This is a genomic window from Amphritea sp. GJ51-11 (assembly GCF_055808735.1).
This window is the reverse complement of record NZ_CM147881.1, coordinates 246,168-260,072: the sequence shown is the minus strand read 5'-3', so window position 1 is coordinate 260,072 and position 13,905 is coordinate 246,168. Positions and strand designations below refer to the sequence as shown.

Below are 13,905 nucleotides of genomic sequence, written 5' to 3'. Positions count from 1 at the left end.
TGCGGCAACTGGTGCTTTCTAAGCTGCCTGTGCGGCAGTGAACAGTCTTCAGGTACGCCGGTAGTCACTCACTCATTTCTAAGCTGCCTGTGCGGCAGTGAACAAATTCCCTGAGTTTCACCGGGGTATGTTGCATTTCTAAGCTGCCTGTGCGGCAGTGAACTTAGCTCAGAGAGGAAATGAGAACGTGGGCAATTTCTAAGCTGCCTGTGCGGCAGTGAACGCTGACAGAGAAGCAGGATATTTACTGCTACATTTTCTAAGCTGCCTGTGCGGCAGTGAACGGTTAAGCATGATAGGGATTGAATCACTAAGCTTTCTAAGCTGCCTGTGCGGCAGTGAACGCTGAACGTGGCGAAGTGTTCATAACGTATAATTTCTAAGCTGCCTGTGCGGCAGTGAACTTGAGTTGTACGAAAAGTCAGGCGGTGAGAATGTTTCTAAGCTGCCTGTGCGGCAGTGAACTTCTGCAAATATGCACGACTCAAACCGCACTGTTTCTAAGCTGCCTGTGCGGCAGTGAACTTTGGCTTAGCCGGTACAGGCGGCAGAAAGTATTTCTAAGCTGCCTGTGCGGCAGTGAACGGATGAAAACGACTTCACCCCCAAGCCTAACGTTTCTAAGCTGCCTGTGCGGCAGTGAACAGACTCGTATACCTGCTGGGCGCTATCACATCTTTCTAAGCTGCCTGTGCGGCAGTGAACGTTCGATTGGCTCAGTTATGAGAATTTAGGCTTTTCTAAGCTGCCTGTGCGGCAGTGAACCATATCACTCGCCACAATCTCGGTAGTGTAGCTTTCTAAGCTGCCTGTGCGGCAGTGAACGCCGCTACTGGGGCGGCTATCATCTCTATCATTTTCTAAGCTGCCTGTGCGGCAGTGAACTGGTCCCAAGAAACGATAAAGGGCTTGTGATCTTTTCTAAGCTGCCTGTGCGGCAGTGAACCAGCAGTTAGCACTACTGTTGACAGCGACGCATTTCTAAGCTGCCTGTGCGGCAGTGAACTCTAGCAGTTAAACCTGGACATACATTCATTCTTTCTAAGCTGCCTGTGCGGCAGTGAACCCTGTAACCGACGAGCAACTTATTGATGACGCTTTCTAAGCTGCCTGTGCGGCAGTGAACCTTAACTTTGGCTGGAGCCTTGGCCCAGTCACTTTCTAAGCTGCCTGTGCGGCAGTGAACGTGCGGGCGGTTTTCATTGCGTCTAGGATGATTTTCTAAGCTGCCTGTGCGGCAGTGAACTTCCTGCTGGGAATTGCTCTTTTTTTGACTTTTTCTAAGCTGCCTGTGCGGCAGTGAACTAGCCCGGTAGAGACGGCAATCTCTATGATCCTTTCTAAGCTGCCTGTGCGGCAGTGAACGATTCAGATTTATATGTCATACCAACACAGAATTTCTAAGCTGCCTGTGCGGCAGTGAACAGCAACACAGTCTGGCGATTCGATATCATTTGTTTCTAAGCTGCCTGTGCGGCAGTGAACGCAGATATGGATTTAACTGTCTAGCTGAAAAATTTCTAAGCTGCCTGTGCGGCAGTGAACTATAGTGTGCTCTATCGGTGCCACCGCATAATTTTCTAAGCTGCCTGTGCGGCAGTGAACTAAGCGGCTTACCTGCAAACAAAGAATAAATATTTCTAAGCTGCCTGTGCGGCAGTGAACGATGCCATCGCCCTGCACCATGCGGGCATTGTTTTCTAAGCTGCCTGTGCGGCAGTGAACAACTTATCTTTTAGTTTTGGGGAACGGTAAATTTTCTAAGCTGCCTGTGCGGCAGTGAACACATCTTCATCCGTAATGCGGTTAAGGCGCTGTTTCTAAGCTGCCTGTGCGGCAGTGAACCCAATCAACAGCACCATCAACCCACGCGCCAATTTCTAAGCTGCCTGTGCGGCAGTGAACACGTAGCGGGTATGATTCTGTTGACTCGTGCGTTTCTAAGCTGCCTGTGCGGCAGTGAACACTTAGTTATTGATGAGACGATAGGCTGTCACTTTCTAAGCTGCCTGTGCGGCAGTGAACTGGAAAAACTCGACGTTATGGAAGTGGAATACATTTTCTAAGCTGCCTGTGCGGCAGTGAACCACGGCGCGAATCCCTGGATGGGATTGCCAGTTTTCTAAGCTGCCTGTGCGGCAGTGAACGCTTTGCGAGTGCCGCTGAACAAAATCGCAGATTTCTAAGCTGCCTGTGCGGCAGTGAACTGAAGTTCTTACTTGGCTGAATTCGCGGGATTTTTCTAAGCTGCCTGTGCGGCAGTGAACGCTCACTAATATCAGTATCAAAACCAATCAGATTTCTAAGCTGCCTGTGCGGCAGTGAACATTCAGTGAGGGTGTGGTTAATGTTCAGCTCGTTTCTAAGCTGCCTGTGCGGCAGTGAACTCAAAGCCTGGGCAACAGGCCGCGAACAATTTTTTCTAAGCTGCCTGTGCGGCAGTGAACGCAAAGTCGGTTAATGAGTTTCAGCAGGAGCATTTCTAAGCTGCCTGTGCGGCAGTGAACAGTTTGATCCTGTCGGCGGCGAGTCTGTGGACTTTCTAAGCTGCCTGTGCGGCAGTGAACATTCATGAGGCCACGGGGTTGCCGGTGGCGGTTTTCTAAGCTGCCTGTGCGGCAGTGAACGATTCTGAGCAAGTGTTTAAGGATGATTTGATTTTCTAAGCTGCCTGTGCGGCAGTGAACGCAAGCATGGGGCACGGAGTTGACGGTTTACATTTCTAAGCTGCCTGTGCGGCAGTGAACAATTCACACCGGCAGACAATAACAACTCGATTTTTCTAAGCTGCCTGTGCGGCAGTGAACGGATGGATCGTATTACTTGCAATGATTTTAATTTTCTAAGCTGCCTGTGCGGCAGTGAACGGTCGCCGGTTTCAAAAGTCGTGCAGTACCTGTTTCTAAGCTGCCTGTGCGGCAGTGAACCCCAACAAAATTACGCGCCATTCCTGCAAGCTTTTCTAAGCTGCCTGTGCGGCAGTGAACCACATGCCTTGTGTTGTGTGCAATGGGATGGGTTTCTAAGCTGCCTGTGCGGCAGTGAACCTATATCTTTATCAGACGCAGCGCCTGGCGGTTTTCTAAGCTGCCTGTGCGGCAGTGAACGTACCTGGGCAGCATAGTGGCGCGTTCATGTTTTTCTAAGCTGCCTGTGCGGCAGTGAACCTCAGTTGATGGTATTGGTTCCGGGCGGTGATTTTCTAAGCTGCCTGTGCGGCAGTGAACGTTTGTTATCGGTTAAAGGCGCGTGGTGGATATTTCTAAGCTGCCTGTGCGGCAGTGAACAACAGGCGGTCAGATAGTTGCTGAAGATATCATTTCTAAGCTGCCTGTGCGGCAGTGAACAAAAAGCGGCGGCGGGGGTCGCGGATGTAGTCTTTCTAAGCTGCCTGTGCGGCAGTGAACGTTTTCATGTTTAATAATCGCGGGCACCAATGTTTCTAAGCTGCCTGTGCGGCAGTGAACGCGCTAGGGTCGAACAATTGAACGAGGTAACATTTCTAAGCTGCCTGTGCGGCAGTGAACACCCAATGGTTGCAATGGAAATATCCGACAATTTTCTAAGCTGCCTGTGCGGCAGTGAACTGCCAGTTAGCAGTCTGAAACGTGCCTATGTCTTTCTAAGCTGCCTGTGCGGCAGTGAACTGATGGCGCCACGGCGGGTGCCGCTTTGGTGATTTCTAAGCTGCCTGTGCGGCAGTGAACCAGGTGCGGGAACTGCTAACGATTAAAGTACTTTTCTAAGCTGCCTGTGCGGCAGTGAACATGAAGGTAGGCTATTAAATAGCTATAATGCATTTCTAAGCTGCCTGTGCGGCAGTGAACACGAAACCGTTGAACTAAAAGAGCGGGAAACGTTTCTAAGCTGCCTGTGCGGCAGTGAACTTTGCCTGTTGTTTTGTTGATTAGCGCGTATTTTTCTAAGCTGCCTGTGCGGCAGTGAACAACCATAAGTACAGCGTTATCAAATTCATCTTTTTCTAAGCTGCCTGTGCGGCAGTGAACAACACGATACTGATCAGCCCGATCGCGGCAGCTTTCTAAGCTGCCTGTGCGGCAGTGAACAGACGGCTATTCAATCAGGCTTTCAGCCCGTTTTTCTAAGCTGCCTGTGCGGCAGTGAACTCAACAGAAAATAACGGTGTTGCTACTGTGTTTTTCTAAGCTGCCTGTGCGGCAGTGAACACTAAAGGAAACTTTGTTGGTGGTATTACGCCTTTCTAAGCTGCCTGTGCGGCAGTGAACATCGTGCATGTCTTCAGTCAGTCTGATTGATCTTTTCTAAGCTGCCTGTGCGGCAGTGAACTAATTTCGTTGAGGCTTGCAAGCAAATGAGCGTTTCTAAGCTGCCTGTGCGGCAGTGAACCAATCAACCGTTCTTTAGCGTCAGTCATCGGTTTTCTAAGCTGCCTGTGCGGCAGTGAACGTGTATTTCCCTAAATACCCGCTGCTGCACCTTTTCTAAGCTGCCTGTGCGGCAGTGAACTTGAAGTGCAAGACGGCGGGCGCGTCTGGCTATTTCTAAGCTGCCTGTGCGGCAGTGAACATAGGCGCTGATCCCGATAGAGAAAGCCTTCATTTCTAAGCTGCCTGTGCGGCAGTGAACCTCTTTTTTGATCTCAACCCGCAGCGCTTTAATTTCTAAGCTGCCTGTGCGGCAGTGAACGTAAGAAGGCCGCCGATTTTATACCAAGTCTCTTTCTAAGCTGCCTGTGCGGCAGTGAACAATAACCCTGCGGCGGCGCGGGGTTTTTTGATTTCTAAGCTGCCTGTGCGGCAGTGAACACCAATGTTCAGCGCAACCACCGGGGCATGAATTTCTAAGCTGCCTGTGCGGCAGTGAACGCAAACATTGTGCGCGAATCTAAAGTGCATGTTTTCTAAGCTGCCTGTGCGGCAGTGAACCTCGCCAGCACACACACCCAGCCACTTACCTTTTTCTAAGCTGCCTGTGCGGCAGTGAACCCTAAAAATGTACAACAAAAAACAGTCACAACAAAGACTTAAATAAAAATACCAATAAATACCTTTATTTTCAGCCTTGCTGTAACCATCTGTTTTTATTACTTATTTTTAAAGAGCTGTTTTTTTGGGTTAAAAGTCAGGAACTGTAGAAACTTGATCTCCCCCTAAGGCGCTCAAGCCGTAGCAGTTAAAGAGCCCTTCTTGCGCATTACTGACCTTTATTCGTTCAATGAACAGTGGAAATCTGGCGGTCCCCTTGGGATTACTCGCTTTGGTTTCTTGGCTTTCCATCCAGACAAAAGGCTCTTTTGATTCTGCTTTTGGCTTGGTTTTTTCAAGCTGTTTTAAGCAATCTGCAATGCTTTGTCCTGACTTTTTTGCCCAACGTTCAGCTTTCACCTGCATATCCTTTTCAATACGGGTATGACCTTTTACCTTCTTACGAATAAAAACAGTATGGGGCGCTCCTTCTGGCACAGGCTGTATTGATTTAAGGTGTGTGTAATCCTCGAATCGACTCAGAAAACCCGCTAGATTAAGCTTTTCCAGCTGCTCTTTCTCTTTAGCCAGTACCCTCAGTTTGTTGCCCAAGGAAAATCCTTTGCAGCCATAAGCCGGAAAGCTGACTGCTATTGCGCTACGTTGTGCATCGACTTTCTGTTCAACTAAGGCGATATGTACTTGTTGATAGATTTTCTGCCAAAGAAAGCCAAGTGCAATATCAGCCTCCGGCAGTAGCGTGATGTCTTGGTAGTAGTTCATAGCGGACTCCTACTTATCACTCTCGCCGAAGACACCACCGCGCACCAACACTGCCATCACATAATGTTCATCTTCTATTCTTGGCACGGCTTCACCCCTAGCCCATTTGTCAAAATGGGTATAAAAATCCTGCTTCTCTTTTGGTGTGCGAAATGCCGTGCCTAAATTAGTCACTGCACCATAGGGTTCAATGGCAATCGGCCCAGCGGTGGTTTGTTCATCTTCAAAAGCAGGATACCAGGTATCAATCGAACGTAACGCATTGCCAATTTTCTGTGAATGCATCGCCGCATGACCTTTTACCTGATACAACACCTTACTCTTTTTGCTTTTGCCTTTGTCCAGCACCAGCTCTTCTGATGGGTAAACTTCCTGAGCCTTACCCAGTTGAGCATAGGTGGTAATTTCCAGCATTAGACAACCATCTGCGGTAGACAGAGCATGGGCAATTTTCTCACTCAACTGACTGATCTGGGCATCTTTATAGTCAAAGTGACGAGTGCTGTACTGGGTCGCATCAAAGACCCAGCGGGTTTCCTGCCCTTTATTCAGGACATTAACCTGTACCTCTATCTGTTCAACACCAACGCGATTACGCCATAAAAAACGGGCATTGGCGATATTGACCGCATAACGATGCGCCAGCTCTTTAAAGCCCTCTTTTTCGATATAATCTTTGGCCGCTTGCTGGTAACTGGCTTTAAAAACGGCATTATTACAGGCGGATGGGGTTTCAACACCGCCCAAAATTTTCAGGGTAAAGTAGTGTTTTAGGGTGTCTTGTTCCGTGCCTAACGCACAGGCATCCACGGTTTGCAGGTTAGGTTTCTCAACTTCTGCATCCAGTTTGGCCGGATCATTCTTTATCGCTGCCTTCAAACGGTTAGAAATGGTGCCTCGAACCGATTTTTCCTGCAGTACCAACGGGGTACATTCCGCTTTATTTGTCCAGGTGGTGCCGTAAAAATAACCATCGGACGGTACCAGTTTTTTCTCAAACGCCAATACAGATGCGATATCTTTTGCTTTAGCCATGGGGTTTCTCCATTTCTTCCTTAATGGTTTTAATACTTACGAACTTTTTTAGTTTTTTCTTGAGTCTTCTGTGTCTGCTGGCACAGATAAAGATTCTTTTGAATATCAGAGTGGTAATGCCAGAAAATCTCATTCAGCTGCGTAATTCGGTGCGCCATTCTGAACTCACCCAAGGTAACAACGCTCTCTGCAAAGCGGTGTGGTGTTTCAGGATCCCGTTGGTTTTTCGCTGCCCCCAGCTCACTAATGCCCTGAAAACCGGTGGCTATAGGCATAATCCAGCCAGGCTTATTACCTTCGCTATCCAGCTTACGCTGACTTTTCCACTCTACTTTGCCATCTTCATCTTGTGTGCAGATGTGATGAACCGTGAGATATTCCAACATTGCATCCAGTCCATCACGGCCTTGTTTCATTTCCTGCTGCATCAGCTCTCGACGTTCAATCAGAGCAAAGCCCGGCATCAGAGAGCGCATCAGCTTTTTCTGTGCCTGTTCATCACTGTCATCAATCACCGACAAAACCGGCGTTTTAAAGTGCTGCAGATCCCCGCCGGCAACTTTCATCCGCATCAAGTGCTGACCAATAAGTTCAGGTACTTCCGGCTGCAGCAGAGAATCCTCTGTGGCTTCATCTGCCTGATATTCGATCAATAGGGACAGTTCCAGATGACAGCGCGCTTCTTCAATAAAAGCTGAACGATTGCCGTCTTTATCCAACGGGTTAGCCGTGCCGATGATGGAGTGCACAAAGTCCCCTGGCCCCTGATAAGTTTGCAAGTCGCACTGATGACTAATAACACCGGTACCGGTGAATGTCAGTGTTGGGTAGCCACTGACATTCAGTTTACGTTGCAGAGCATGGACAAACCCCATAAAGGCGGTCATAGCGGGAAAGCCGATGGTAAAGGGACTGGAAAGCGCATTGGCGTTATGCACGTTGAGATGTGGCAGTAGTAATAATCGACGAACGCTCATAACAGTGCCTCCTTGTTCTGTTCGATAATGTCGGTCACACGCCGCATCAAGTCATCCCCCAGTATCAGTGCAGACTTGCCCAGCACTTTTTTATAGCTGGCATTAAAATGACGGCTTGCCTCTCGAATCAGCTCACTCAACCAAGCCTCATTATCGGACTGGCTCTGTTTATGCTCTGGGAATAACCACTGTTTCTGGTAGCTCGGCAAAGCTTCTGGACGACTATACGTTTGCTCTGAGAATCCTTTTCGAACCTGCCACATTTTTAAGATCAGATGATCCAGATACTCCTCAATCCGGTAATCCAACCCTTTACGAATATTGATATTATTGTGATCCGCACTGATCAGCCGGTGAAAAGCCTGAAAGGTTTCCTGTAGTGGCTTGGGGTACAGCACATCAGCAAAAAAATTACGATGGGGGAGGCGGATATGTTTGGCACTCAGCTCCGGCGGCAAGCTCTGAAGAAGATAATAGCTTTGGTATTTATTATTTAACCCTGAAATATTTTTGGGATGGTCGCCACCATGTCGGGTCACTGTAAGATTAAATAATTGCTGATAACTCGATCGATATATTTTCCCGTCATTTTTTGACTTCCGACCTAAATAACTTTCGGGAGAATTATGGTTAATCCAATCAACTTTGTTTTTAAGGGAAAAAACCAGTCCAGACGGATTTAGAATAGAAAGTAAATGATAGCCTTCTGACATTGGGAAATAGACTTGCCGTACTTTACTTCCTGACTGCTCCGTATTGGGTTCCAAACATACTGAAAAAATCTCTATTAAATCATTGGCTTCCTTTTCACGAAGAGAGAAAATTTCTGACAAGACTGATACTTCTTTATTTTTGATACACTCCCAAAGATTTTTACCTCTATATGGCAAAGATAAGAACTTGAAAACAACCAGTTGCGTAGCATTAATATGAATATCAAACTCAACATCTACATTACCGGTTCTTACAAATCCGTCTTTATCACCAGAGCCGTCAAAAAAAACTCGGGGTTGTTTACAAGCAGGATCGGTCATTTTTACCGGATGACTGACAACTGTCCCTGCTTTACTTTTCTCTGCCACTGAAAAACAAAAATCACGAACGGTTGATAAGTTAAAATCAGATAAATCATCATGGATTTTTTCATTTCTAAAAAGATTGTAATAATCCAAAACATCTAAACTGTATCTATCCATAAGACTTAGAAAATGGTCTCGATCAGCATCATATAAATCCATTGAATCAAAAAGTTCATTTATAGACGGATGCTTATTTTTACAAAGATACAGCAAACTATTAGTGACCTTAAACACCCCCTGCCGTTCAATGAGCGGATAGCTGCTCAACAGTAGCAATGCATCACACTCAGCCTTATTTACAGGAAAAAAACCTGAAACCCCCTTCTCCAAAAAAATCTTTAACCCATCAAAATCACTGACGTCAAGGTTTCGCATCTTTTTAAGCTTGCTAAGATTTTTTAAAAACTCAGATTTAATTTTTGCCATACTTACCCCTTTACCAACCCCAACTGATCATTATATCGATAGCGGTTGCCGTCCTGATTAAAACTCAAATTTAACTCGCCCAATCGCTGTGATGTGCGCTCTGGGTCTTCATCTCTGGTTTTGCTCTGTTCTGCCACAAGCACTTCATAATCCCGCACTAGCCATAAACGCTTGCTGCACCGCGATTCCAGTTGCTGTACCCGTATTCCCAGCTCATCTTCAACGGGTACCCAGCACCTATTTCCGCGATCATAAATCTTAAAAACTGGGCCTGATTTTTCATCCAATACCCTATACAAACTTAGACTAGGAGCACTGTGGCGAAAACGGTTAAACTGCTGTGGCAGTGCGGTCATCCACCAATAATCATCGGTGTAGCCCCAGAGGTTTTTCGGACTACATTCCGGTGCATCTTCAGGTTCAAGCTCTCCATTCAAATAATGACAGCCTAAAGTTTGGCCAATAGCAAAATGCTCTATTGCTGCCAATTGAAAGCTGGAATCTTTGGCCACACGCGGAGCAGCATCAATTCTTTTTTCTATTGATTTAATATCTACTAGATCATGCATATCTCTGGAAAAGAGCTGCCATGTATCACGTTCATTATTTTTCGATTGTTCATAACCTGGTTTGCTAAAAACATTATCAGCCTGCGGATCACGAAAACCTTTCAGGTTATATTGCAGCAGGGCCATATTGGGGCTGTCATTATCCGGTACGCCTCGATGTCTGCGTACCCTTCCAGCCAACTGAATAATGGAACGATAGGAAGAAGGCTCCACCACAGCCCAATCAAAATCGTGGTCTCGTCCTACTTCCTCGACAGGCGTCGCGACCAAAATAAAGATTAGATTTTTTGTGCTACAGGCATCCAGATGTTGACGAATCTCCGTCTGAAAAAATGCGCCTTTTTTAGGGTCGTTGACCGGATCTTTGCGTTTTAATACCTTATCTAAATGTTGCTCTTGGGCATGGCGAAGCAGCAACACCTGCTGACTGTGATAGGCCATGACCCGTACTTCAGTATCTGAAGGCCAGTCAGCCGATAACAAGTATTCAGTAAGCTCAACACAGGGTTTGATATTGGCACAGCGTACTACGCCAAAAGAGACATGATGGCCGGTTTTTTCATCAGTGGAAAAATGCTGCTGATGCTTGGCTAATACCCCTTGTTGTACGGTTGTATAAAAACATTCAGTGGTAGATTCTCCATCATCAGGTTTTGGTAATGGTAGAATCTCCGCCCGACGCTTAACCGGTTCGTCACGCAGCTTGGTAACACGTTTATCAACAAAGCTACTATGCGCAGCCTGATAATATGCGACTGCTCTATCGTCCTGATTCACAGTAATGCATTGCGTTTTAAACTCGTCAGTCCAACCCGCAGCAACCTGATCGTTCTGATTACGGCTAGCGGCAAATAGCGACCAACCTTTTTGATAGGCGGTAAAATAAGCCAGCGCCAAATCCGGCGGAATAGTGGCCGAGGATATCATCACTTTGCGCCCCAACATGCCAGCCAAGTGGATCAAACGACCAATAGCCACTAGGTCTTCACCGACAAAGTTATCAATTTCATCAATCACTAGGTCCGATGACATCAATCGCAGACAAGGTAAAATATAACGACCGCCTCGTATGGTTTCTGTCGCCCCCATAATATGGTCGATGGTACAGGCCAGTACTGGTGCATAAAGCAGTGCTCGGTCTTTTTTATTCTCTAATACGGTCGTCAGGCCTTCTTCCGGTAACAGGTTCTGCCAGCATTCGTCATTTTCGTTCCAGTCAATCTGCTCACCTGTATCTAAAAGAGACTCTTCAGACTCTGATCCCAAACCTTCCTCTTCAGAATCGAGTTCTTCTTTCTCGTGAGGAACCTTATCCCCTTGATGCAGTTCCAGAATAGCTTTTGATCCAATCAATACTGCCAACTCATCCTCTTTTAGGCCGATTCGGTCCCGGTATTCATCACCGGTCTGCAAAGTTAGAGTTCTAAGACCTAACGCCAGAATAAAGCGTAGGCTTTGTTGGTCTTCTGAGAGTGCCTGCATTATTTTAGCGTTGGCCAGCGTTTTACCACGTCCAGTGCTGGCCATATTAACGATAAAATAACCGCTAATTTTGTCCTCAGTCTCTTTTCGATAGTTTTTGAGAGCGTTCACGGCTTTATCCTGCCAGCCAAACTGCTTTTTCAGTTCCGGTGACAAGCGTTTTTTTGGCGTAAGTTCTGCTATATCCTGAGCTAACGGCAATTCAGTCTCAAAATCCGGTAGTAAACGACAGGCATCTACACCCGCCTCTGCCACCCTAACTAGATGCTCATCAAGTTTCTGCTTTAACTGACGCTCATTATCCTGACCCAAGCCCGTATTAGCATAAAGATCAACAGGGGAATCCCACGTTTTGTCGTTATCTTTTGAAGAGTAATAGTGATCGCCTAGCATAAGGCATAAGCGGGCATGGTGAGCAATCGTTCGCCAGCTACCATCGTTAACCGCCGTGGAAAATAACGGCAAATGCTCACTGAGTTGACGGGCACGATGGCTAAGTTCTGTACACCACTTAGATGACTCACTCAGCAAGCCCTGCGGAAAGACAAAGCAATCGGGCAGACGCTGTTGAAACTCCTCGTCATCAAAGTGGTTCTCATAGCCCCAGTGACAACTGATTCGAGCGAGCAACTGCTGGGGAGTCTCGTTGGTTCGATCAGCACAGCTAGCCTTATCCCGATCTTGAGCTTTCGGCAGTCTGTGATGCGACAACACCAGCCAAAGCACTAGACTTGCTGCATCGGGCAGATTTTCAAAAGGTAGGGGTAGATCCTTTTGTATAGACAAAGCATTTTGCAGCTGGCTTTCGTCCAACTTTTTCTCAATCAAAGGAGCCAGCCAGCTTTGATCCTGCGCGGGGTTATCACTGGAACGGATCAACGACATCAGCAATAAACTGGAGATCCATTCATGGCGCAACGGATCACCTTTGAATTTATTTTTTGATTGAGGGTTCAGCTTATCCTGAAACAGCTTGGTGGCTTTACCCCAGTCGTGCAATAGAGCGGCCAGTCCGGTAAAAGTTTTAATTAAAGGTAAATAACGCCAATTATCTGCCATATCACTACTGGGCAAATCCTGTTCAGTTCTATTAACCGGCACATAACCTTCAGCATTAAACTGTTTCCTATTCCCCACAACCCATAACAACTGACTGCGTGACCGCGATCGCATCCAGTGGCAGCTCACCGCTGTGCTTTTACTCGCGGTTTTTCCCAGCAATTTTTTTACTGCTAATAAACCTTCTTGGGTAATCACTGTCTGCCAAGTGTTATCGCCGATCCGGTTAGCAAAAGCATCTAGCACTCTGCGGGTTCGCTTCAGAGCGTTTTTTTCACACTGGGAAACAAAAGTGACCATCATTTTGAGAAGTCCTCTTCATCCCAGTCTGATTTCATCGCAATACTTTTGACTTTATCAAACATAAAATCCAGCGCTTTATGATCGGTAAACGCCTGTAGGCATTGCTGACGATACTCTTGCTCAGTTGCCCCCTCTTTCGCACAAATAAAAGCCCAAGGCAGAATCAGAGAATCTTTAATTAGATCAGCCACATCGAAGACAAGCGCGCCTCTGCGGGTCTTACCATGCATCACCGCAAAACCGTGAGGAATACCCAACACCCATAGCGTCGTCGCAGCAAGTCCGTAAGCGAGGTAGTTACCATGATTGAGAAAAGCGTTAGCGTTATCTTCCGCTTCTCTTGTGCGAACAAAATCGCCATATTGGGTATGGTTAGCTGCTATTTTGTAAAGCTGCTTGGTTAACTGTGCCTCGACCTGAAGCAATTCTGTAACAGTCATGGCGTTTTCTGTTTTATGGGTAAATCGATTTAACGCTGGCACTATAGTGTCATCATTAAGATTAAACCCCTGCAATTGTAGATCTCTATCTTTCGACCAAACCCTTTGCATAAACTCAATGCGTGCAAGCTGAAACTGCTTTGCCGCCAACAAACGTTTTTCTGGATCAAACCAAAAAGACATCCACCCCTGAACATATTCAGTCGGACGATATTCACTTTGCGGAGATAACCATTCAATTTCAGTCGCCATTAACAGCGGTGTCCCACCGCCACCGCAAAAACCTACCAGTACCCCTGCTGAGGCCAGCATACGCATTGCGGCTTGAGTAATAGATGTTCCAGTACCTAACAGGAGACAGGTGGTGTTAGCTATTGGAATATTCCAATATTGGTTTTCATTCTTAGCTTCGGTGAGATAGAGGACGCGCCCATCTTTCTGCATTACCCGACATTTTTCCAGGTAATAGATGTTGGCCCGCTTCGAGTGCAATATTGCTTTAAGGTCAGTCAGTTGCTCCATCATCCCTGTGATATCCCTTATCTAGACATACATTCCCAGACATTCCCTCTGGAGAACCGCTGCTCTATATTAGAGCCAAGTTTTTACAATCTCTGAAAGAATCAAAATAACAGCCAAACTTAACTCGTTCGAATTATTTCTAATATTGACAATATGTTATAGCCTATTGATACCGCTCAAGCCAATGGTTAGCAGAACTTGGGAATAAAAATATATCACTTTTCAGACAAGGCTTAGCCAATCAACACTCAAACGGACTGACTCAAATCAACTCGATAACGATG

6 protein-coding genes and 1 CRISPR repeat array (1 of these 7 cut by a window edge) are annotated in these 13,905 nt (G+C 46.6%); all 6 genes read right to left on the bottom strand.

The window, feature by feature from the left end:
• Positions 1 to 4,967: direct repeats of the CRISPR family, unit length 28 nt; unit sequence TTTCTAAGCTGCCTGTGCGGCAGTGAAC; it reaches 2,505 nt to the left of the window's first position.
• 129 nt (positions 4,968 to 5,096) lie between these two features.
• Genes cas6f through cas1f form a run of 6 tightly spaced genes read right to left on the bottom strand, consistent with a single transcriptional unit; the run spans position 5,097 to position 13,624 of the window.
• Positions 5,097 to 5,729 carry a type I-F CRISPR-associated endoribonuclease Cas6/Csy4 gene (gene cas6f, locus AC0L4K_RS01095; protein ID WP_473267952.1) on the bottom strand — a complete coding sequence of 211 codons (633 nt, stop codon included), beginning with the start codon at positions 5,727 to 5,729 and terminating at the stop codon, positions 5,097 to 5,099.
• A 9-nt stretch (positions 5,730 to 5,738) separates the two neighbouring features.
• Complete coding sequence (gene csy3, locus AC0L4K_RS01090; RefSeq protein WP_473267951.1) at positions 5,739 to 6,764, bottom strand: type I-F CRISPR-associated protein Csy3; 1,026 nt, start codon at positions 6,762 to 6,764, stop codon at positions 5,739 to 5,741.
• Positions 6,765 to 6,793: 29 nt separating this feature from the next.
• Positions 6,794 to 7,741, bottom strand: a complete 948-nt coding sequence (csy2, locus tag AC0L4K_RS01085) for a type I-F CRISPR-associated protein Csy2 (RefSeq protein ID WP_473267950.1) — start codon at positions 7,739 to 7,741, stop codon at positions 6,794 to 6,796.
• A complete protein-coding gene (locus AC0L4K_RS01080; protein WP_473267949.1) occupies positions 7,738 to 9,246 on the bottom strand; it encodes a type I-F CRISPR-associated protein Csy1 in 1,509 nt (502 codons plus the stop codon). Before AC0L4K_RS01080 ends, csy2 begins: the two co-directional genes overlap by 4 nt.
• Positions 9,247 to 9,248: 2 nt before the next feature.
• A complete protein-coding gene (gene cas3f, locus AC0L4K_RS01075) occupies positions 9,249 to 12,659 on the bottom strand; it encodes a type I-F CRISPR-associated helicase Cas3f (protein WP_473267948.1) in 3,411 nt (1,136 codons plus the stop codon).
• Positions 12,656 to 13,624: a type I-F CRISPR-associated endonuclease Cas1f gene (gene cas1f / locus AC0L4K_RS01070; protein WP_473267947.1), complete on the bottom strand. Its 969-nt coding sequence runs from the start codon at positions 13,622 to 13,624 to the stop codon at positions 12,656 to 12,658. Before cas1f ends, cas3f begins: the two co-directional genes overlap by 4 nt.
• Positions 13,625 to 13,905 lie beyond the last annotated feature (281 nt).

Coding starts and splice junctions, on each gene's coding strand:
- csy3 (WP_473267951.1), bottom strand. CDS start 6,764: ATGGCTAAAGCAAAAGATATCGCATCTGTATTGGCGTTTGAGAAAAAA.
- cas1f (WP_473267947.1), bottom strand. CDS start 13,624: ATGATGGAGCAACTGACTGACCTTAAAGCAATATTGCACTCGAAGCGG.
- csy2 (WP_473267950.1), bottom strand. CDS start 7,741: ATGAGCGTTCGTCGATTATTACTACTGCCACATCTCAACGTGCATAAC.
- AC0L4K_RS01080 (WP_473267949.1), bottom strand. CDS start 9,246: ATGGCAAAAATTAAATCTGAGTTTTTAAAAAATCTTAGCAAGCTTAAA.
- cas6f (WP_473267952.1), bottom strand. CDS start 5,729: ATGAACTACTACCAAGACATCACGCTACTGCCGGAGGCTGATATTGCA.
- cas3f (WP_473267948.1), bottom strand. CDS start 12,659: ATGATGGTCACTTTTGTTTCCCAGTGTGAAAAAAACGCTCTGAAGCGA.